The 19769-nt window shown below is 69.6% G+C and carries 16 protein-coding genes and 1 tRNA gene; 10 read left to right on the top strand and 7 right to left on the bottom strand.

What is annotated here, in order from left to right; genetic code table 11:
• The 5 genes from OPU67_RS14345 to OPU67_RS14325 all read left to right on the top strand — a co-directional run.
• A partial coding sequence (locus OPU67_RS14345) for a hypothetical protein (protein WP_267620824.1) occupies window positions 1–838 on the top strand: 838 nt, incomplete at its 5' end.
• Window positions 839–948: 110 nt separating this feature from the next.
• Window positions 949–1035, top strand: a tRNA-Leu gene (locus OPU67_RS14340).
• A gap of 289 nt (window positions 1036–1324) precedes the next feature.
• Window positions 1325–1678: an ArsR/SmtB family transcription factor gene (locus OPU67_RS14335; protein WP_267620822.1), complete on the top strand. Its 354-nt coding sequence runs from the start codon at window positions 1325–1327 to the stop codon at window positions 1676–1678.
• Window positions 1679–1703: 25 nt separating this feature from the next.
• On the top strand, window positions 1704–2369 hold the full coding sequence (locus tag OPU67_RS14330; RefSeq protein ID WP_267620820.1) for a carbonic anhydrase: 666 nt from the start codon (window positions 1704–1706) through the stop codon (window positions 2367–2369).
• A 60-nt stretch (window positions 2370–2429) separates the two neighbouring features.
• Window positions 2430–3998, top strand: a complete 1569-nt coding sequence (locus OPU67_RS14325; protein ID WP_267620818.1) for a SulP family inorganic anion transporter — start codon at window positions 2430–2432, stop codon at window positions 3996–3998.
• Window positions 3999–4013: 15 nt separating this feature from the next.
• On the opposite strand, the gene OPU67_RS14320 is transcribed toward OPU67_RS14325, so the two are convergent.
• From OPU67_RS14320 to OPU67_RS14310, 3 genes are all read right to left on the bottom strand, one after another.
• Window positions 4014–5165, bottom strand: a complete 1152-nt coding sequence (locus OPU67_RS14320; RefSeq protein ID WP_267620816.1) for a hypothetical protein — start codon at window positions 5163–5165, stop codon at window positions 4014–4016.
• 111 nt (window positions 5166–5276) lie between these two features.
• Window positions 5277–5813 carry a group I truncated hemoglobin gene (locus OPU67_RS14315; RefSeq protein WP_267620814.1) on the bottom strand — a complete coding sequence of 179 codons (537 nt, stop codon included), beginning with the start codon at window positions 5811–5813 and terminating at the stop codon, window positions 5277–5279.
• A 23-nt stretch (window positions 5814–5836) separates the two neighbouring features.
• Complete coding sequence (locus OPU67_RS14310) at window positions 5837–6868, bottom strand: DUF3034 family protein (protein ID WP_267620812.1); 1032 nt, start codon at window positions 6866–6868, stop codon at window positions 5837–5839.
• A 90-nt stretch (window positions 6869–6958) separates the two neighbouring features.
• Here OPU67_RS14310 and OPU67_RS14305 point away from each other — a divergent pair, with 90 nt between their 5' ends.
• Both OPU67_RS14305 and OPU67_RS14300 read left to right on the top strand, forming a co-directional pair.
• Window positions 6959–7609 carry a methylamine utilization protein gene (locus OPU67_RS14305; RefSeq protein ID WP_267620810.1) on the top strand — a complete coding sequence of 217 codons (651 nt, stop codon included), beginning with the start codon at window positions 6959–6961 and terminating at the stop codon, window positions 7607–7609.
• A complete protein-coding gene (locus OPU67_RS14300; RefSeq protein WP_267620809.1) occupies window positions 7606–9945 on the top strand; it encodes a putative bifunctional diguanylate cyclase/phosphodiesterase in 2340 nt (779 codons plus the stop codon). The genes OPU67_RS14305 and OPU67_RS14300 overlap by 4 nt, the downstream gene beginning before the upstream one ends.
• Before the next feature lie 52 nt (window positions 9946–9997).
• Here the strand turns inward: OPU67_RS14300 and OPU67_RS14295 are convergent, their stop codons facing one another.
• From OPU67_RS14295 to OPU67_RS14280, 4 genes are read right to left on the bottom strand one after another with little or no spacing between them, the layout of a single operon-like run.
• Window positions 9998–10987, bottom strand: coding sequence for a DUF2891 domain-containing protein (locus OPU67_RS14295; RefSeq protein ID WP_267620808.1), 990 nt, complete (start codon window positions 10985–10987; stop codon window positions 9998–10000).
• Complete coding sequence (locus OPU67_RS14290) at window positions 10978–11928, bottom strand: DUF979 domain-containing protein (RefSeq protein WP_267620807.1); 951 nt, start codon at window positions 11926–11928, stop codon at window positions 10978–10980. The genes OPU67_RS14295 and OPU67_RS14290 overlap by 10 nt, the downstream gene beginning before the upstream one ends.
• Window positions 11925–12596 carry a DUF969 domain-containing protein gene (locus tag OPU67_RS14285; RefSeq protein ID WP_267620805.1) on the bottom strand — a complete coding sequence of 224 codons (672 nt, stop codon included), beginning with the start codon at window positions 12594–12596 and terminating at the stop codon, window positions 11925–11927. Before OPU67_RS14285 ends, OPU67_RS14290 begins: the two co-directional genes overlap by 4 nt.
• Window positions 12593–16144 carry a hydantoinase B/oxoprolinase family protein gene (locus OPU67_RS14280; protein ID WP_267620803.1) on the bottom strand — a complete coding sequence of 1184 codons (3552 nt, stop codon included), beginning with the start codon at window positions 16142–16144 and terminating at the stop codon, window positions 12593–12595. Before OPU67_RS14280 ends, OPU67_RS14285 begins: the two co-directional genes overlap by 4 nt.
• A gap of 179 nt (window positions 16145–16323) precedes the next feature.
• On the opposite strand from OPU67_RS14280, the gene OPU67_RS14275 reads away from it, so the two are divergent.
• The 3 genes from OPU67_RS14275 (at window position 16324) to OPU67_RS14265 (ending at window position 19747) form a co-directional block, all read left to right on the top strand.
• Window positions 16324–16740 carry a DUF2141 domain-containing protein gene (locus OPU67_RS14275; protein WP_267620801.1) on the top strand — a complete coding sequence of 139 codons (417 nt, stop codon included), beginning with the start codon at window positions 16324–16326 and terminating at the stop codon, window positions 16738–16740.
• Window positions 16741–16934: 194 nt separating this feature from the next.
• Window positions 16935–19208 carry a TonB-dependent receptor gene (locus OPU67_RS14270; protein WP_267620799.1) on the top strand — a complete coding sequence of 758 codons (2274 nt, stop codon included), beginning with the start codon at window positions 16935–16937 and terminating at the stop codon, window positions 19206–19208.
• Window positions 19208–19747, top strand: a complete 540-nt coding sequence (locus OPU67_RS14265) for a cytochrome b (RefSeq protein WP_267620797.1) — start codon at window positions 19208–19210, stop codon at window positions 19745–19747. The genes OPU67_RS14270 and OPU67_RS14265 overlap by 1 nt, the downstream gene beginning before the upstream one ends.
• The last annotated feature ends 22 nt before the right edge of the window (window positions 19748–19769 follow it).

The following is a 19769-nucleotide window of genomic DNA, read 5'->3' as shown; positions in this document are numbered from 1 at the left end:
GCCTTCTCCTCCGCCGCCGCCGCCTGCACCCGAAGTGCGCGCCGAAGCGCCCCCCGCGCCGCCGCCCCAGCCTGCGCCTGCGCCGACGGGCGAGCGGCCCTCGGTGAGCCACTGGCGCACGGCAGAGCCTCCGACCGAGCGTCGTCAGCCCGATCAGGAGCCGACCCTTGCGGTGCGCGCGCTGCGGCGCGGGCTCGGCGCGGCGGATCAACCCCCTCCGCCGCCGCCTTCTCCGCCGCCCGCGCCGGTCGCGGTGCGCAGCGATCCGCCCGCAGCCTTCCCCGATGCAGGGGAGGAGGACGAGAGCCCGGCGCCGCCCGTCCCCTCCTTCGCCGAGGACCGGGCATTCGACGACGAGGACGAGGACGAGGGCACCTCGCGCTTCGATTACCGCGCGCCCTTCACCCGCCCGCGCAACACGCTCAGGATGTGGACGCTTGCCGCCGTGCTGTTCGCCGCGATCGCCGGGGCGACGGCGGTCGCGGTCAATTACTACGGCCTGCCCGAATGGCTCCCGCTCCAGCGCCCGACCTTCGGCGTCGGCCGGCCCGGGCTCGAGCTCGATTTCCCCAAGGCGCAGCAGCGCAAGGAGCCGCTCGAGAACGGCGAGGTGATCTTCCGGGTGCGCGGCACCATCACCAACACCGCCGCCGAAAGCCTCGACGTGCCGAACCTGCTGGTGGTGTTCTCCGACCGGCGCGAACGCAATATCGGCGACTGGGTGGTGGTCCCCGCCAAGCGCCGCCTTGCCCCGGGCGAGACGGTGACGGTGACCGAGGCGATCGCCAACATCCCGCCCGGCGCGGCGGTGGCCGACCTCGGCTGGGCGCCGCGCTGAGCGGTTTGACGGCGCGCTCGTTTAAGCGCTTGCGCTCCCCCGAGGCCCTTGCTAGGGGCGCGCTCCTACCGCGGGGCCAGCACTTCTTGCTGCCCCGACATACCCCGAGTGCGGTCGTGGCGGAACTGGTAGACGCGCAACGTTGAGGTCGTTGTGGGCGAAAGCCCGTGGAAGTTCGAGTCTTCTCGACCGCACCATCTTCTCTCCTGAAATAGGCCGGTTTGCCTTCGGGCGCCCCGCCCTTGCTGCGGGTCGCGATTCTGCGTCGGCGGAAACGCGTCCGCCGTCTGCGCGCGGCAGACCGACAACACCCTGAAAAATCGCTCTCTGGAGCTGCGCCGGGCGCGGCCTGCGTGCCGAGGCGAGACAGGCGTCGGACACGGCGAACACCCTCGCCCTACCGAAGCTCTGTAGCATTTGACATTCCTTGCACATCTGCATAGGATCATATTTGCATATATTTGCAGATATGCATGGGAGGCTGCCATGCCGGGCCGCGTCATCGTGTCCAGGGAACTGGCCGATATCTTCAAGATCCTCGCCCACCCCGATCGGGTGCGGCTGGTGGAGGAACTCGGCCACGGCGAAAAGGATGTCACCGCCATCGCCCATGCGCTCGGCCTGCCCGCGCCGCGCGTCTCGCAGCATCTTGCCGCGCTGCGCTCGCACCGGCTGGTGACCGACCGGCGCGCGGGACGGCAGCATTTCTACCGCCTCACCCGGCCGGGCATGGCCGGCTGGATTCTCGACGCGCTCCCCTTCCTCGAGGTGCGAGGTCCGATCGAGGGCCCCGCGCAGCTCGAGGAAGTGCGCAAGCTGTGGGCCGCCGACCATGCCTGACAATCAGATCGAAAGGACCGAACGGATGTCGAAATTTGCCATGGGGGTCATCAAGTTCCAGCGCGAGGTGTTCCCCGAGAAGCGCGAGCTGTTCGAACGCCTTGCCACCGGGCAGAGCCCCGAGGCGCTGTTCATCACCTGCTCGGACAGCCGAATCGAGACCGCGATGCTCACCCAGACCGATCCGGGCGAGCTGTTCATCTGCCGCAACGCGGGCAACATCGTGCCCCCGCACACCAACCAGACCGGCGGCATGACCGCCTCGATCGAGTTCGCGATCGGCGCCCTGCGGGTGCCCAACATCGTGATCTGCGGCCACACCGAATGCGGCGCGATGAAGGGCGCGATGAACCGTGACGGGTTGGGTCATCTGCCGCACGTGCGCGAATGGCTGGGCTATTCGCAGGGCGCGGTGGACATCACCGAAGCGCTCGGCGCGGGGCTGAGCGAGGCGGAGCGGATGCGGATGCTGCTGGAGCAGAACGTGATCCTGCAACTCCAGCACCTCAAGACCCACCCGACGGTGGCGGTCGCGCTGGCGCAGGACCGGCTCCAGCTTCACGGCTGGGTCTACGACATCAAGTCCGGCGAGGTCTCCGCCTACGACCAGGCGACGCGCAGCTGGGCGCCGATCGCCGACCATTACGCGCCCGAGGCCGCCAGAGCCGTGCTCGCCGGCCACGCCTGCTGATGTCGCGTCCGATCCGGAGCGCCCCGACACCTTCATCCCGCTAGCCAAGGAGCGCCCGTCATGAGCACCCTGACTGCCCAACGCCCGTCCTCTGCCGTCCTCGGCCGGGATTCCCTTGCCTCGATCGTGGTCTTCCTCGTCGCCCTGCCACTGTGCATGGGCGTGGCGATCGCCTCGGGCGCACCCCCGGCGCTGGGGCTGATCACCGGGATCATCGGCGGGCTGGTGGTGGGAAGCATCGCCGGATCGCCGCTCCAGGTCAGCGGGCCCGCAGCGGGGATGGCGGTGCTGGTCTTCCAGCTGGTCAGCGAACAGGGGCTGATCATGCTGGGCGTGGTGGGGCTGCTGGCGGGCGCCTTTCAGCTCATCGCCGGGGTCCTGCGACTGGGGCAATGGTTCCGCGCGATCTCGCCGTCGGTCATTCACGGGATGCTGGCCGGGATCGGCGTGCTGATCTTCGTCTCGCAGGTCCACGTCATGCTCGACGATGCCCCGCGTTCGAGCGGGCTTGCCAACATCGCCGCCCTGCCCGAGGCGATCGTCAAGGCGATCCCCACCGACGGATCGGTGCACCACCTGGCGGCGCTCGCCGGGATCATCACGATTTTCACCATCGTGCTGTGGAACAAGTTTCGGCCCGCGCGGCTGTCGCTGTTGCCCGGACCGCTGCTCGGCGTGATCGTCGGCACGATCTTCGCGATGGTGTTCGCCCTGCCGATCATCCAGGTCGATCTGCCCGCCAACCTGACCGACGCGCTCAATGTCCCCACCATGGAGGCGCTGGGCCGCGCGATCGAGCCCGGCATCCTCGGCCTCGGCCTGATCTTCGCCTTCGTCGCCAGCGCCGAAACGCTGCTGTGCGCGACGGCGGTCGACAAGATGCACATCGGCGCGCGCACCAATTACGACAAGGAACTGCGCGCGCAAGGCGTGGGCAACATGATCTGCGGCGCACTTGGCGCGCTGCCGATGACCGGGGTGATCGTGCGGTCCGCCGCCAATGTCGAGGCCGGCGCCACCACCCGCTTTTCCGCCATCGCGCATGGCGGCTGGCTGCTGCTGGCGATCGTCGCCTTCCCCTTCGTGCTCAACGAGATTCCCACCAGCGTGCTCGCCGCGATCCTCGTCTACACCGGCTACAAGCTCGTCAACGTGGCGCAGATCCGCAAGATCGCCGAGTTCGGGCGGCAGGAGCTGGCGATCTATGCCGTGACGCTTGTCGGGGTGGTCGCCATCGACCTCCTCACCGGCGTCATCATGGGCTTCGCGCTGGCGACGCTCAAGCTCGTCTACACCTTCTCGCACCTCGAGATCAGCACCACCGAGGACAAGGAGGCGAACCGGATCGACGTGTGGCTGACGGGTTCGGCGACGTTCTTCTCGATCCCGCAGCTCAGCGGCGTGCTCGAAGCCAGCCCCTTCGGCGCGGAGGTGCACATCCACGTCGAGAAGCTCGACTATATCGACCATGCCTGTCTCGAGATGCTGTCCTCGTGGGAAAAGCTGCACCAGAGCACCGGGGGCAGCCTGGTGGTCGAGTGGAGCGATCTCGTGCGGCGTTACGCGCGGCGCTCGCAGGACCCGGGCAAGACCTCAATCCCGGCGCTGACCCAGCGCAGCGCGGCCTGACGCGGCCGCCGGGGTTCAGCGTGTCGCGACGAGCGTGATGCGGCTTGCGGCAGTCCCGCACGGAACGCTTGCGGGCGCAGCATTCGGCGCGGGCGCGGCCACGGCCTTCCACGGTGCGACCGGGCGCCCTGCGGCGGCGTCCTCCGCACACAGGCGGGCGAGGCATTCGGCGTCGGAAAGCTGTGTCACGTAGGGCGCGGGCGATCCGCGCGTCTCGGTCACGACGCCCCGATCGCGCAGCCGCGCCCAGCCTTCGGCGAGGCGCCGGGCGGCGAACAGGTTCCCGCCATTTCGCGCGGCGAGGGCGAGTGACTGCACCAGCAGCGCCGCATCGAGCGGGGCGCCCCCCGCCCTGCCCAGGGCTGTCTCGGCCGAGACGAGATGGAGCGTATCGCCCTGCCACAGCATCGGCCACGGGCCGCGTATCCCCGACAGCTCGGCAAGCAGGGTGACGATGAGGCTGCGCAATTCGGGCATGACGATGATCGCATCCCAGCCGCCCGGATCGCCGGCGAGCCGGGCCAGCGCCTCCTCGATGGCCAGCACCTCGAGGGCAAGCCCGCTCCAGCCGGGCACCACCTTGCCCGCGAGCATATGCCGCGCCAGCGCGCTGCGGCTGCGCTCGTGGCCGATCACCGCGATGCGGCTGCGGCCCTCGGCTTCGGCGGCGCCTATCATGTCGTGCAGTAAGCGGCTGCCGGGGAGCGATACGCCACATTCCTCGTCCATCCGGCACGCGGCCGGATGCGGCGAGACCAGCATCGCGTCGATCGCGGCGGTGCGGCCGGGACGACCGGCGCAGGGGTCCCACAGGTAGCTTGCCACCCAGCGCGCCGGCGCAAGGTCGCGCGTCCGGCGCGGGTCCTGGAACGCGGCGGCGGGGTGCGAGAGCCACGGCGCGAAGATCGGTGCCCGCGCGGCCCCGCGGCCCCACGCCCAACCCGCACGCTGCCGCAGCACCCCGGCGCCGCCGCGCGGGGCGTGCCGGATGTCGAGACCCGCCCAGCCGGCCACCCTGTCGAACGCATCGGCCCATTCGGCAGAAGGCGCCTCGTCCGGCCGGGCGAGGCACAGCTGGTTGCGCACCAGCGACAGGCTCGGCTGGCCTTGGCTCGACTGCGGGGGACGGGTTGCGACGGGAAGCGGCTCGAGTTCGGGGCTTTGCATCGGCATATCCTTGGGCGCGGCGATCGTGTCGCGTCCTAGATCACCGCGGCGCTTAGGATAATTAGATAATTTGCGCCTTATCCTTCCATCTGATGGATGAAAGCGTTTTGCTCAACGCTCGACGACGTCCCGCGATATCGGCGCCAGCTTCGCCAGCAGGCGGTTCTGCGCGGCGAAAGGCACCCTCGCCTCGCGCATCGCTGCCTGAAGGTTTTCGACCAGCGCGTTCATGTCGGCGCGGCTGACGCCCATCTGCGCGTGCGCGGTCTTCATGTCGCGGCCCGTGTAATCGCATCCCGCACCCAAGAGGTAGCAGAACTGTTCGCCCAGCGTCCGCTTCAGCCGCACCATGTCGTGGCTGGCGAAGATCGGCGCGATGCGCGGATCGGCCTCGGACAGATCGACGGTGCGCGCCGCGATCCGCGCGATGCCCTCGCGCCCGCCGAACGCGGCGGCGAGCCCGGCGCCGTCATAGGGCGCCGCGCCGGCGTTGGCGTTGGACTGCGGATAGGGATCGACCGGAAACTCGCCCGTCACCGGATCGCGCTGCTTGGCCTCGACGCCGAACTCCGCATCCCAGTCGGTGCCTTCGGCAGGGGCCTGCTGCATGAGCATCAGGAGAGCGGAAGCGGTGGCGGTCAGCAGCATCGGCGGAGGCTCCGGGGCGGGGATCAGAAAGCGACTTGCGCGGACAGGAACCCGCCGCGCTGGCCGGGGATCGTGGCGATCGAGCCCAAGTCGACATAGGCGGCGGTCAGCGTGAGGTGGCGCGTCAGGGCGTAGGCGGCGAAGATGTCCATCCAGTCATCGTCGCCCAGGCCCAGATTGTCGGGCTTGCTGCGATATTCCGCACCAACCACCGCGCGGCGGGAGAGCTGGTAGCCGACCGATCCTTCGAACTGGAGCCGATAGTCCGCCCCGCCGCCCGCCGCGCCGAAGCCGAGCAGGCCAAGCTCGTTCGCCTCGGTGTAGCGCAGGGTGGCATTGACCAGCAGGCTGCGCGCGAGAAACAGCTTGGTGGCGCTCAGCGTGTAATCCGTGCCCGCCGCATCCGCCGCGCCGAGCGCCCGCACCAGCGCGCCGTCGCGGCTACGCTTGTGTTCGATCCCGACCGCGATCTGCGGCAGCCAGGTCTCGCCGTAGACGAGATCGCCCGCGACGCGCAGTTTGGCGCCGAAGGTGTCGAGGTTGAAGGTGTAGCCCTGCCCGATGCCGAGCGCGGTGCCGATGTCGCGGGTGTCGAAATCGGCCCGCGCATAGCTCAGCTCGATGCGATCGCCGAGGCCCACCGCGATCCCGTAGGACCGCCAGCCGAAATCCGCGAGCTCGATCCCGGTGACATGGGCCGATGCGCCGATCCCGCCCGCCATCTGCCGCCCGCCGATCGTCGCCCAGCGGGCAAGGCCGCCGCCGGACGATCCCTCGACCGTGGTGACGCCGTTGGTGAGCAGCAGCTTGCCGCCGTCGAACATCCGCAGCTTGCCGGCCCGCGGTTCCGATTCGTTCAGCGCCAAAGCATCGTCAGGCGCGACGGGCGCGGTCGCGGGCACGAGCGAATTCGGCGGGGACGCAGCGGCGGGCTGCTCCAGCACAGGTTGATAGGCGATGCGCTCCTGACGCTCCGGCGCGTCCTCGGCGCCCGCAGCGGACGGTCCAACGGCGGCCTGGGCGAGGATCAGCAGGCTGGAAAGCGAAAGCACCATGCCGTCGGCGTTAGCGGCATTTGGTAAACGCGCCTTGAACCCTGAAGCGAGGGTTCTTTAACGGGTCACCGCTTAGGTGCCGGGCCTGCCATGCCCGTCGCCCACGCCCCCGTCCCGAAGCTTCCCGCCGCCCTCGCCCTTCTCGCCGTCGCCGGGCTGGGGCTGATCGCGGGCGCCACCGGCACCCGTGCCGCAGCGCCGGCCAGCCTGACGGTGCAGGTGGTGGATACGGCCGGCGTGCCGGTGCGCGATGCGGTGGTCGAACTGCATACGGCATCACCGCCTGCCGGACCGATTCGCTTCCCCTGGAAGATGGGAATGGGTCAGAAGAACCAGCAGTTCGTCCCCGGCACGCTCGTCGTCGCCAAGGGCAGCACCGTGGCCTTTCCCAATCTCGATAATGTGCGCCACTCGATCTACAGCTTCTCCAAGCCGGCGCGCTTCGCCATCGAGCTCTACGGCCGCGACCAGACCCGCACCCAGACCTTCCCGATCGTCGGCAGCGTCAAGCTGGGCTGCAACATCCACGATCAGATGCGCGGCTATATCCGCGTCACCGACACGCCCTTTGCGGGCAAGACCGATCACAATGGCTATGTGACCCTCACCGGCATGGCAGCGGGCGCGGCGCGGATCACCGTCTGGCACCCGCAGCTGCGCAGCATCGACAACGAGAGCAAGTCGGCGGTCGCGCTCACGGGCGGCGCACAGGCACAGAAGATCAAGGTCGCCCTGCGATGAGCGTCGCGGAGGCGACACCCGCGCGCGCAGACGCACTCTTGGCGCGGATGCGGCGCTGGCGTTTCGGATCGCTGCGCTCGCGCATCGCGCTGCTTTATGCCGGGCTGTTCACGGTGGTGCTCGGCCTCGTGGTGTCGCTCGCCGCCGGGGGGCTGGCGCGCTTCGGCGAGACGAGCGCGGCGCGCGACCTTGGCGCCAACGCACGGGTGTTCGACGAAATCCTCGCCGCGCGGGCGCGCCAGATGGGCGACCAGGCCGGCGTGCTCGCGCATGACTTCGGCTTCCGCGAGGCGGTGGCGACGGGCGATGCGCCGACCATCGCCAGCGCGCTCGCCAGTCTCGAGGGGCGGGTGCGCAGCGACATGGCCTTCGTCCTGACGCTCGAGGGCGAGGTGCGCGCCGCCGACACGACCGGGATTCCGGCGCCCGAAAGCCTCTACGCGCAGCTCGATGCCGGCAAGACGCGGGGCATCATCCGTTCGGACAAGGGCCTGGCGCTGGCCGCCGCCGCGCCCATCGAGGCCCCCGACCTCATCGGCTGGCTGGTGATCGCCCAGCCGCTGGACCGCGCGGAGCTCGACCGGCTGGTGGAGCTTGCGCCAATCGCGCTGCAGGCGCAGGTGGTCGAGGCGGGTCGCCAGCCCGCGTGGCTGCGCGATGCGGCATCGGGCACCGTGTTCGAGCGCGAGGCGGGCGAGCGCTACCTCTACCATGTCTCGGACCTTGCGGTGCTGCAGGAGGGCGTCGCGCCCCGGCTGGTGCTGCGCCACCCGCTCGCGGAGTCGCTCGCTGCCTATGCGAGCCTCAAGGGCTGGCTGATCGCACTCGCAGTCGGCGGCATCGTGCTGGCGCTGGGGATGAGCTGGCGGGTCGCGCGCAGCGTCACCGAGCCGCTCCAGCAGCTCGACGAGGCGACCCGCATGATCGGCGAGGGCCGCGAAGTGAGCCTCGCGATCGCCACCGGGGACGAGATCGGGCGGCTCGCCGACAGCTTCAACCAGATGGTCATCGCTATCGAGGAGCGCGAGCGGCAGATCATCCATGTCGGCCTTCACGACGGCCTCACCGGCCTTCCCAACCGCAAGCTCTTCACCGAACAGCTCGCCACCACCCTCGCCCGGCGGCGGCAGGGCGAACGGGTGCTGGTCGCCTATGTCGATCTCGACGATTTCAAGATGGTCAACGACTCGCTCGGCCATCCGGCGGGCGACGCGCTGCTGCGGATGGTCGCCGATCACCTGCGCGAGGACCTGCCCGATGCGCTGGTCGCCCGGCTCGGCGGGGACGAGTTCGCGATCCTGATCGACGGGATCGACGAGAAGCGCGATCTCGGCCACATCGCCGATGCCCTGCAACGCAGCTTCGATCGCCCGATCGCGATCGGCGGCCAGCACGCCGCCTGCGGGGCAAGCATCGGCATCGCCGTCGCGCCGGGCGACGGGAACGACGGCAGCACCCTGATGAAGAACGCCGACCTCGCGCTCTACCGCGCCAAGCACGAGGGCAAGGCGACCTACCACTTCTTCGAACCCGCGCTCGACGAGGCGGCGCGCCAGCGCCGCCAGCTCGAGCTCGACCTGCGGGCCGCGATCAAGGAGGGCGGGTTCGAGCTCAATTTCCAGCCGCTCTACAGCCTTGCCGAGAAGCGCCTGACCGGCTTCGAGGCGCTGATCCGCTGGAACCACCCGGTGCGGGGCCGGGTCAATCCGGCCGAGTTCATCCCGCTCGCCGAGGAGACCGGGCTGATCGTGCCGGTCGGCGAATGGGTGCTGCGCGAGGCCTGCCATCAGGCGAGCACCTGGCCGGACAACGTCTCGGTCGCGGTCAATGTCTCGCCCAAGCAGTTCGCGGCGAGCGGGCTTGCCTCGACGGTCCTCTCCGCGCTTGCTGCAAGCGGCCTTGCCGCCCACCGGCTCGAGCTCGAGATCACGGAAAGCATCTTCATCGCCGATGTCGATGCGACCCTGGCGACGCTGCACGGCCTGCGCGCGCTGGGCGTGAAGATCGCGCTCGACGATTTCGGGACGGGCTACTCCTCCCTGAGCTATCTGCGCTCCTTCCCCTTCGACAAGGTCAAGATCGACAAGAGCTTCGTCGAGGACCTCGGCACCAGCAGCACCGGGCACGCCGTGATCCGCGCGATCACCACCCTCGCCAATGCGCTGGGCATGGACACGCTCGCCGAGGGGGTGGAGGATGTCGCCCAGTTCGAGGTGCTCGAACGCGAAGGATGCCAGAACATCCAGGGCTTCCTGTTCTCCAGACCCGTCCCCGCAGGGGCGGTCGCCGGCCTGCTGCGCGACGGCGCGGGCTATCAGCGACAGCTGCGGGCCTGATAGCCCGCGCCGCGACCGGCCCGCCACGGCGCAGTCGATCCGGATCGTCCCGTCAGCGCTCTGCCGGCAGCAGCGCCAGCAGGGCGAAGCTCGCGAGCCAGTGTTCGCCCATGTAGTCGCCCTCCACATGCGGGAGCGCCGCGGCGAGGTGCTGGTCGGCGAGGCGGCGCAGCGCGGCTTCGTGCGGGACGCCAAGCCGCGCGCCGATCGCCTTGAGGCACCATGCGCGGCTGAGGTTGAGGCCGTCGAGATGCGCGATCTTGCCGTCGCTGCGGTCGGAGACGATGACCGGGCGGCATTCGCGGCTCAGCCAGTCGTTCTCGATCACCAGCGCCGCGAACCACGCTGCGAAGGCGCGGTGCGGCAGGACCTCGCTCATCAGCACGGCGGCGGTAAGGACGGGGGAGAGGAACTCGTCGCCGCCGGGTTCCCAGCCCGCATAATCGCGGCGGTGACCGAAGGCGCGGGTCGCCCAGTCGTCGATCAGCTCCACCAGTCCGGGATCGCGGCTCTCGGCCCAGGCCCTCGCCAGCACCAGCGCGAAGGCGGTGTTGAAGTGGGTGCCGACGGTGATCGGATAGGTGAGAATGGCGAGGTAATCGCGAAGCCGCTGCGCGAAGGCGCGGGCGAGCGGTTCGAGCCGCTCGCCCCACACCTTGTCCCCGTGCCGCGCGGCTTCGTGGTGGAGGCACATCAGCCAGCCCCAGCCATAGGGCCGCTCGAACCCGCGTGCGGAGGGTCGGTCCAGATAGGCGAGCTCGATCGCGAGCTTTTCCGGCGTGAAGGTCGTCTCGGCCAGCGCCTCGATCTGCGCGGCCTCGGGCATTGCGGGATAGAGCCGCCGCAGCGTCAGCAAGGTCCACCAGCCGTGGACGCAGGAGTGCCAGTCGAAGCTGCCGAAGAACACCGGGTGCGCTTGCTGCGGCAGGCGCAGGTCTTCGGGGCCGATGAAGACGTGGTCGTCCTTGTAGGGGAAGGCGCGCGCGACGTGTCCCAGCGCCACGCGGGCGAAGCGGCGGGCGGTGTCCTCCGTCAGCGCCATAGCAGGAACCCTCCCACATAGATGATCAGCACATTGCACACCCATAGCGGCACGGCGGTGCCGACCTGCTGGCGGATCACCGCGTTCTGGTCCTTCAGTTCGAGCAGCGCGGCCGGCACGATGTTGAAGTTCGCCGCCATCGGCGTGAGCAGCGTGCCGCAGAAACCCGCGAGCATTCCCACCGCGCCGATCACCGCCGGACGGCCGCCGTCTTCCGCGATCAGCAGCGGAATGCCGATCGCGGCCGCCATCACCGGAAAGGCGGCGAAGGCGTTGCCCATGATCATGGTGAAGCCCGCCATGCCGACGGCGAAGACGACTACGGTCAGGAACACGCTCCCCTCCGGGATCAGGCCGCGCGCCACCCCGCCGATGATGTCGCCCACGCCCGCAAGCGCGAAGACCGCGCCCAGCGCCGCGAGCATCTGCGGGAGGATCGCAGCCCAACCGATCGAATCGATCAGCCGCCGCCCTTCCTCGGCAGGGCCCAGCAGCGGGGGGCGCAGCCAGAGGCACGTCGCGGCGAGCGCGGCAAGCACCCCGATGCCGAACAGGATCAGCGTCTCGCGCCGCGCCTCGAACAGGCCGGTCTCGCCCAGCGGCGTGAAGTTGTAGAGCAACGTCCCCGCGACCGCGGTGAGCGGCACGATCAGCGCGGGCAGGAACAGCTTGTTGCCCAACCGCTCGGCGAGCGCCTCGCGCTCTTGCGGAGAGGTGGTCGGCGGATCGCTGCGCTTGAGGCCGCCCAGCCCCGCGATCGCCACCAGCGCCAGCACCAGCACGCCGTTGGCCAAATCCGAGAGATGGCTGCCGAAGAAGAAGCTGACGGCCAGCAGCGCCCAGAAGGCCGCGTTGCCCCAGCGCCTGTCTCTCGCCGAAAGCGCCGCCCATATGGCGAAAGCCGCCCCGGCGAGGACATAGAGCCACTCGTAGGTGATCATTGGCCCGCTCTCCCCAGCCGCCGGTCGAAGGCGAGTACCCGCCAAGAATGGATCGCGAAGGCGACAATCGCGGTCGGGATCGCCCAGATCGAGAGTTCGAGCGGGGTGAGCGGGTAGCCCGCCGCCTCGAACACGCCCTGGATCAGCAGGATCGAGGCGATGGCGAAGAAGATGTCCTCGCCGAAGAACAGACCGACATTGTCGGTCGCCGCGGCCATCGCCTTGATGCGGTCGCGGTCTTCCTCGGGGAGGTCGCCGTGGGTCTTGACCGCTGCGGCCTCGGCCATCGGCGCGACCAGCGGGCGGACCGCCTGGGGGTGCCCGCCGATGTCCTTCATGCCAAGCGCCGATGCGAGCTGGCGGAACGCGAGGTAGGCGACCAGCAGCCTGCCCATCGTCGCCCCGCGCATCCCCGCGATCACCGCGCGGGCGCGTTGCTGGAGGCCGTAGCGTTCCAGCAGCCCGATCACCGGCAGGATGATCCATGTCACCGAGATATAGCGGTTGTCGTTGAACGCCTTGCCGAGCGCCTCGACCACCGAGAGGAGGTCGAGCCCCGCCAGCACGCCGGTTGCCAGCGCGGCGCTCACCACCACCAGCAGCGGATTGAAGCGCAGCGCAAAGCCCAGAACGACGATGGCGATGCCCGCCAGCGGCCAATAGTTCATCCGCCGAAGCCCCCTCCCCCGGGTGTCAGGATCACGAAGGTATCGCCCGGCTGCATCGCGGCAGAGGCGGCAGCGCCCAAATCCTCGCGCGAACCGTCGGCGCGTTCGACCCAGTTTTCGCCGGGGAGCGCATCGCCCCCGCCTGCCAGCCCGCGCGGAGCCTCCTTGCGGCGGTTGGCGAGGATATTGGCGCGCATCGGTTCGAGGAAGCGCACGCGCCGTACGACGCCGTCGCCGCCGCGCTGCCGCCCCTCGCCCCCGGAGCCGCGCCGGATCGCGAACTCCTCCAGCCGCACCGGCAGGCGCGTTTCGAGGATTTCGGGATCGGTCAGGCGCGAATTGGTCATGTGGGTCTGCACCGCGCTGGTCCCCGGATGGTCTGGTCCCGCACCGGACCCGCCGCAGATCGTCTCGTAATACTGGTGCCGCGCGTTGCCGAAGGTGAAGTTGTTCATCGTGCCTTGGCTTGGCGCGAGCCTGCCCGTGGCCGCGAACAGCGCGTCGGTGACGACCTGACTGGTCTCGACATTCCCCGCCACCACCGCCGCGCCCGGCTTGGGGTTCAGCATCGAGCCTTCGGGCACGATCAGCGTCACCGGCCTGAGGCACCCGTCGTTCATCGGGATCGCATCGTCGATCAGCGTGCGCAGGACGTAGAGTGCCGCGGCACGGGTGATCGAGCGGGGGGCGTTGAAGTTGCCGGGAAGCTGCGCGCTGGTGCCGGTGAAGTCGAACACCGCCGAACGGCTTACGCGGTCGACGCGGATCGCTACCTGCACCACCGCGCCGTTGTCCATCGGGTAGGCGAATTCGCCGTCCGAGAGCCCTGCGATGAGGCGCCGCACGCTTTCCTCGGCGTTGGCGAGGACGTGGTCCATATAGGCGGCGAGCACCTCGGCCCCCTGTTCGTGCGCTGCGCCTTGCAGCAATTCCGCGCCGCGGGTGCAGGCGGCGAGCTGGGCGCGCAGGTCCGAGAGGTTGCGGTCCGGGTTGCGCGCCGGATGCTCGGCGGCGGCAAGCGCCTCGCGGGTCGCAGCCTCGCGGAAGGTGCCTGCATCCACCAGCAACACATTGTCGAGCAGCACGCCCTCCTCGGCGATGGTGCGGCTGTCGGGCGGCATCGAGCCCGGCGCGATCCCGCCGATGTCGGCATGGTGACCGCGCGCGGCGACGAAGGCGTCGGGCTCGTCCCCTTCATCGGAGTAGAACACCGGCACGATCACCGTGATGTCGGGCAGGTGCGTGCCGCCGCGATAGGGATCGTTGAGCACATAGGCGTCCCCGCGCCGGAAGCCCCGCCCGTCGCGCGCAGCCCCGCGGGCCTCGATCACCCGCGCGATGGAATCGCCCATGCTGCCGAGGTGCACGGGGATATGCGGCGCGTTGGCGATCAGTGCCCCTTGCGCGTCGAACAGCGCGCAGGAGAAATCCAGCCGTTCCTTGATGTTGACCGACGTCGCTGTGGATTGCAGCACCACCCCCATCTCCTCGGCGATGGCCATGAAGAGGTTGTTGAAGATCTCGAGGCGGACCGGATCGACGGCGGTTCCTGCGGCCCGCGCGCGGGCGAGCGGCACGGTGCGGGTGAGGACGAGGCTGCCCTCCTCGGCCAGCCGCGCCTGCCAACCCTCCTCGACGACGGTGGTGGAACCCGGGTCGATGACGAGCGCCGGGCCGGGGACGACCTCCCCGACCTGCATGGCCGCGCGGGCGACGGTAGGCCAGCGGCCCGAGGGCGCGCCATGCACCGCGGCCGGTTCGGGCGCGAACGCGCCCAGTCCGCCCGAGACCCCGCGCGCCTCGACGCTGAGCGCCTCGACGATGATCGCCGCGTCCGCGTCCGAATAGCCGAAGCGCTGGCGGTGGAGCGCGCGGAAGGCCGCGTCCATCGCGGCAGGATCGTCGCAAGGGATCGCCAGCAGGCTGTCGCTCCCGGCAAAGCGCAGGCGCGCGCGCGGCGCGATGCGGATCGCCTCGGCGGGGATGCCCTGGTCGAGCAGGTCCTGCCGCGCCTGCGCCTCCAGCACGCCTCGTTCCTGCGCGAAACACTCGGTCAGCGGTCGCACGAGGCTCACCTCGCGGATCGCCTTCACCGGGGCGAGGCCGATGCCGTAGGCCGAGAGCATCCCGGCAAGCGGATGGACGAGCACCGTCCCGATCCCCAGCGCGTCCGCCACGCGGCAGGCGTGCTGGCCGCCCGCCCCGCCGAAGCAGGCGAGCGCGTAGCGCGTCACGTCATGCCCGCGTGCGACCGAAATCTTGCGGATTGCCGCGGCCATGTTGTTGATGGCGATGGCGAGGAAGCCCTCGGCGATTGTCTGGAGGCTGCGGGGCTCAGGAAGCTGCGCGGCGATCTCTTGCAGCCGGGCGCGGGCCGCCGCAGGGTCGAGCGGTTCGTCCCCGCCCGGGCCGAACACGGCGGGGAAGAAGGCCGGGTCGATCCGCCCGAGGAACAGGTTGCAGTCGGTCACCGTCAGCGGCCCGCCCTTGCGGTAACAGGCGGGGCCGGGTTCGGCCCCCGCGCTCTCGGGCCCGACCCGAAAGCGCGCGCCGTCGAACCGGCAGATCGACCCGCCACCCGCCGCCACGGTGTGGATCTGCATCATCGGCGCGGCGACGCGGACGCCTGCCACCACGCTGTCGCCGGTCAGCTCCACCTCGCCCGCGTAATGCGCAACGTCCGTGCTGGTGCCGCCCATGTCGAAGCCGATTAGCCGGGTATGGCCGAGCGGTTCGCACGCGGCGACCATCCCGACCACTCCGCCCGCCGGGCCCGAAAGGATCGCGTCCTTCCCCCGAAACGCGCCCACCTCGGCGAGCCCGCCATTCGACTGCATGAAGCGCAGCGCGCCGGTCGCCGGAAGGCTCGCGGCGAGCGTATCGGTGTAGCGCCGCAAGACCGGCGAAAGATAGGCGTCGACCACGGTCGTATCGCCGCGCGGGATCAGCCGGATCAACGGGGCGACCTCGTGGCTGACGCTGACCTGCGCGAAGCCCAGCTCCCGCGCAATGCCGGCCAGCCGCGCCTCGTGATCGCGGTGCTGCCAGCCGTGCATGAGGACGATCGCGAGCGCGGCGAAACCCTCTTCGCGCAGCTGCGCGAAGGCGGCGCGCGCGGCTGTCTCGCCCAGCGGGCGCAGCACCGTGCCGTCGGCGGCGACCCGCTCGTCGATCTCGACCACGCGGGCGGGCAGCTGTTCGGGTAGCACGATATGGCGCGCGAAGATATCGGGCCGCGCCTGCGTGCCGATCCGCAGCGCATCGGCGAACCCTTTCGTGATGGCCAGCGCCAGCCGCTCGCCCTTCCGCTCGAGCAGCGCATTGGTGGCCACCGTGGTGCCGATGCGAAGCTCGGCGATGGGGCCTTCGCCGTGCGCCGCCATCAGGCGCCGCACCGCCTCGCTCGCGGCGTCCGCATATTGGCCGGGGTTCTCCGACAGCAGCTTCGCGGTCACCAGCCGCCCGGTGGGCGTGGTGGCGACCACGTCGGTAAAGGTGCCGCCCCGGTCGACGGCGAAGCGCCACGCTGCTGGTTGCGACACGATCATCGGCTGCTGTGTCGTCCAAGCCTCGCGACAAAGCAACCACGCCTCGCCGGTGCGGGCGTTCTCATGAAATCTTGTCACCTCGGGGGTGGGGGTTTCTATGGCATCGCGCACCGGCCAGCGCGGTAGCGGCGATGCTCCGCCGGTTCCCGGCGCACTGCATGACAGGAAGGAACGAGCCGATGCGATACCTCTGGATGGCAGCCACCCTGACGGTGCTGGCAAGCCCTGCCCGCGCGGATGACGTCACGGTCACCTTACAAGGGGTCAAGAAAAACGCGGGATCGATCGTCCTGTGCCTGTGGTCGGGCGAGGCGGGATTCCCCGATTGCGAAAGCGGCAAGGCGGTGAAACGCATCGTCGTCCCGGCCGGTGCGACGAGTGCGCGGTTCGAGAACGTCGCCGCCGGCACTTATGCGGTCTCCGCCTTCCACGACGCCAACGGCAACGGCAAGCTGGACAGCAACTTCCTTGGCCTGCCGCTCGAGGCGGTGGGGATGTCCAACAACCAGAAGCTGAACGGTCCGCCGCGCTTCAAGCCGGCGCGCTTCAAGGTCGCCGGGGCGACCGCGATCAGCATCCGCTTCCAGAGCCTCTAGGCACAACCAGAGCTTATGGCCCCCGCCCGCGATTTCGTAAGGGCGTGATGGCAATCCCGTGACAATCATCCTCGCATGGTCCTTGCGGCGCTTCGCGGGGGGACGTGCGGGATCCTGCCGATATACCCCGGGGAGGGGGGCGAACCCGCTGGCCAGGCGGGGCCGCAGGGCTGCACCAGATAGGAGAGATGCGCGTGACACTGAGGATTGTTGCGGCCGGTCTGCTTGCGGGCACGGCAATGTCGCCGGTGTGGGCCCAGGAAAACCCGGCTCCCGCCGAAGGTGATCAGGAAATCATCGTCACCGCCCAGCGCCGCGCGCAGAACATCCAGGACGTGCCGATCTCGGTGACCGCCATTTCGGGCGAGACGCTTGAGGCGCGCTCGGCGCGCAACGTCAACGACGCCATCGCCTTCGCGCCCAACGTCGCCGTCACCACCGGGCCGACCGGGGGCAATTTCGGCGGCTTCTTCATCCGCGGCGTGGGCCAGCTCGACAATTCGATCGCGCTCGACCCGGGCGTCGGCGTCTATGTCGACGACGTCTACATCGCCCGCCTCCAGGCCTCGTCGGTCGACCTCCTCGATCTCGAACGGCTCGAGGTGCTGCGCGGGCCGCAAGGCACCCTGTTCGGGCGCAACACCATCGGCGGTGCGATCAGCCTCGTCACGGTCAGCCCCGATCCGGGCGGCTTCTCGGCGCGGGTGCGGGGCATCACCGGCTCGCGCGAGCGCTACGACCTCAGCGCCTCGCTCAACGTGCCGCTGGCCGCAAACGCGGCGATCCGGGCGACCGGCTTCACCCGCAACCAGGACGGCTGGGGCCGCAACGTCGCCACCGGCGAGACCTTCGGCAAGGTGTCCGAGCTCGGCGGGCGGCTGAAGGTGCTGTTCGAGCCCAGCCCGGACTTCTCGATCCTGCTGCAAGGCGATTACCTGCGCGCGCGCAATTCGCCTTCCCACCAGGTGCTGCTCGGCTTCAACCCGCAGGCTGGGATCACCGTCCCGCGTCCCCCGATGTTGGGCGGGCCCTTCTTTCTCCCCGGCGTCTCGCCCACCGGCGTGCCCTTCCCGACGGGAGTTGCGGCCGACCGCTCGACGAACCGCCGCGACAACTTCGCCTCGGTCCCGGACCAGCTCGACATCGACACCGGCGGGGTGAGCCTGACCGTCACCGGCGATCTCGGCTTCGGGACGCTCAAGTGGATCAGCGCGTGGCGCCAGTTCGACGAGGACAGTTTCGCCGATTTCGACGGCACCCGCTTCGTGCTCTACGACAACGCCAGCGTGCTACGGCAGGAGCAGATCAGCCAGGAGATCCAGCTGTCGGGCCAGATCGGCAATGTGAACTATCTGCTGGGCGGCTACTACTTCGCCGAGAACGCCTTCAACAACGTGACCCTGTGCACCGGGAGCAACCAGCCGCGACTGGTCAACCGCTGCCTGCGCTCGCGCAACAATATCTGGCTCGACGTCGAATCCGTGGCGGCGTTCGGCGAGCTGAGCTGGGACGTGAACGACTGGATCAACATCTTCGCCGGCCTGCGCTGGACCAGCGAGACCAAGGACCAGGCCAACGATTCGCTGCTCGACAACCGCGAGGCCGTGCCGACCGCGCTGCCCCCGATCGCCATCCCGGCACCCGGCACGACCCGCGTCGCGCTGCCCTACACTCAGGTGTCGCGCACCTTCAGCGCGGTGACCCCGCGCATCGGTGTCAATCTCCAGGTGGCCGACCGGATGCGGGTCTATGCGAGCTTCGCCGAGGGCTTCAAGTCGGGCGGGTTCAACGGTCGGCCCTCGAGCCAGCAGATAATCTCCTACGAGCCCGAGGAAGCGCGCACCTACGAGATCGGCTTCAAGGGCGATTTCTTCGACCGGCTGCTGCGGGTCAACGCGGCGGTGTTCCAGTCGGACTACCGCAACCAGCAGCTGCTGGTCTTCACCGCGGTCTCGGGTCTGTTCGAGACCCGCAACGCGGGCGACAGCCGAATTCGCGGCTTCGAGCTCGAGGTCGATGCCAACATTTCCGAACGCTTCGCGCTACGCGGCACGCTCGGCCACCTCGACGCGGGCTATCGCACCTTGTCGCCGCAGGTCGCGGGGATCACCCTCAATACCCCCCTGCCGCTGACGCCGGAGTGGACCTACACGATCTCGGGCGAATACCGCCTGCCGCTGACCGACCTCGGCGAACTGCGTCTGCGCGGCGACTGGACCTATCGTTCCGAGGTGTCCTACCAGCTCGAGAACGATCCGCTCGAACGCCAGCCCGGCTTTGGCCTCCTTAACCTGCGCGCGACCTGGCAGCTGCCCGACGAGCGGTTCGACATCGGGGTGTTCGGCACCAACGTGACGAACAAGTACTACCTGACCAACGCCCAGGACAGCCGCACCGGCAACGGCATCGCCTTCGGCGGCATCGGCCGGCCGGCGGAATGGGGCGTGGAAGTGAACATGAGGTTCTGATGAAGGCGCAAGTCACCCGCTACCATCCGCTGCTGGTCACCCTCCACTGGGTGGTGGCGATCCTCATCATCGGCAACCTCGTCGCCGGCAAGCTGCTGCTCGACGGCCTTGCTGACGGCGATGCGGCCAAGCTCGAGGTGCTGCGCCTGCATATGCTCGGCGGCCTCGTCGTCCTGCTGCTGCTGGTCGGGCGGCTGGCGGTGCGCTTCGCCACCGCCCGCCCGGGTCCGGCGCACCAGAGCAAGCCATTGAACTGGCTCGTCGGCCTGAGCCACGCGGGGCTCTACCTCGCCGCGCTGGCGATGGCGGTAACGGGGCTCGGGACGGCGCAGCTCGCCGGGCTTTTCCCGCTCTTGCAGGGTCAGCCGGTGACGATCCCCAGCGACTGGTCGCAGATTGCTCCCCATGCCGGGCACGAGCTGTTCGCCAACGTGCTGCTGGTGCTGATCGCGGTGCATTTCGCGGGCGCGCTCTACCACATGGCCAAGCGCGACGGGGTCGCCGGGCGGATCTGGTTCGGCAAGCGGACAACCGATTGATCGGGAGACCTGCGCGGGCGGC

Origin of the sequence: Erythrobacter sp. WG (assembly GCF_026586795.1) — a bacterium.
In the GTDB taxonomy this organism is placed as follows: domain Bacteria; phylum Pseudomonadota; class Alphaproteobacteria; order Sphingomonadales; family Sphingomonadaceae; genus Erythrobacter.
Note: the sequence above shows the minus strand (reverse complement) of the source record. Positions and strands in the feature narration are given on the sequence as shown.

Bases quoted from the DNA above. Each gene is read 5' to 3' on its own strand.
- OPU67_RS14305 (WP_267620810.1), top strand. From the start codon at position 6,959: ATGCCCGTCGCCCACGCCCCCGTCCCGAAGCTTCCCGCCGCCCTCGCC.
- OPU67_RS14315 (WP_267620814.1), bottom strand. From the start codon at position 5,813: ATGCTGCTGACCGCCACCGCTTCCGCTCTCCTGATGCTCATGCAGCAG.
- OPU67_RS14295 (WP_267620808.1), bottom strand. From the start codon at position 10,987: ATGGCGCTGACGGAGGACACCGCCCGCCGCTTCGCCCGCGTGGCGCTG.
- OPU67_RS14265 (WP_267620797.1), top strand. From the start codon at position 19,208: ATGAAGGCGCAAGTCACCCGCTACCATCCGCTGCTGGTCACCCTCCAC.
- OPU67_RS14335 (WP_267620822.1), top strand. From the start codon at position 1,325: ATGCCGGGCCGCGTCATCGTGTCCAGGGAACTGGCCGATATCTTCAAG.
- OPU67_RS14320 (WP_267620816.1), bottom strand. From the start codon at position 5,165: ATGCAAAGCCCCGAACTCGAGCCGCTTCCCGTCGCAACCCGTCCCCCG.
- OPU67_RS14300 (WP_267620809.1), top strand. From the start codon at position 7,606: ATGAGCGTCGCGGAGGCGACACCCGCGCGCGCAGACGCACTCTTGGCG.
- OPU67_RS14285 (WP_267620805.1), bottom strand. From the start codon at position 12,596: ATGAACTATTGGCCGCTGGCGGGCATCGCCATCGTCGTTCTGGGCTTT.
- OPU67_RS14325 (WP_267620818.1), top strand. From the start codon at position 2,430: ATGAGCACCCTGACTGCCCAACGCCCGTCCTCTGCCGTCCTCGGCCGG.
- OPU67_RS14330 (WP_267620820.1), top strand. From the start codon at position 1,704: ATGTCGAAATTTGCCATGGGGGTCATCAAGTTCCAGCGCGAGGTGTTC.
- OPU67_RS14275 (WP_267620801.1), top strand. From the start codon at position 16,324: ATGCGATACCTCTGGATGGCAGCCACCCTGACGGTGCTGGCAAGCCCT.
- OPU67_RS14310 (WP_267620812.1), bottom strand. From the start codon at position 6,868: ATGGTGCTTTCGCTTTCCAGCCTGCTGATCCTCGCCCAGGCCGCCGTT.
- OPU67_RS14280 (WP_267620803.1), bottom strand. From the start codon at position 16,144: ATGATCGTGTCGCAACCAGCAGCGTGGCGCTTCGCCGTCGACCGGGGC.
- OPU67_RS14290 (WP_267620807.1), bottom strand. From the start codon at position 11,928: ATGATCACCTACGAGTGGCTCTATGTCCTCGCCGGGGCGGCTTTCGCC.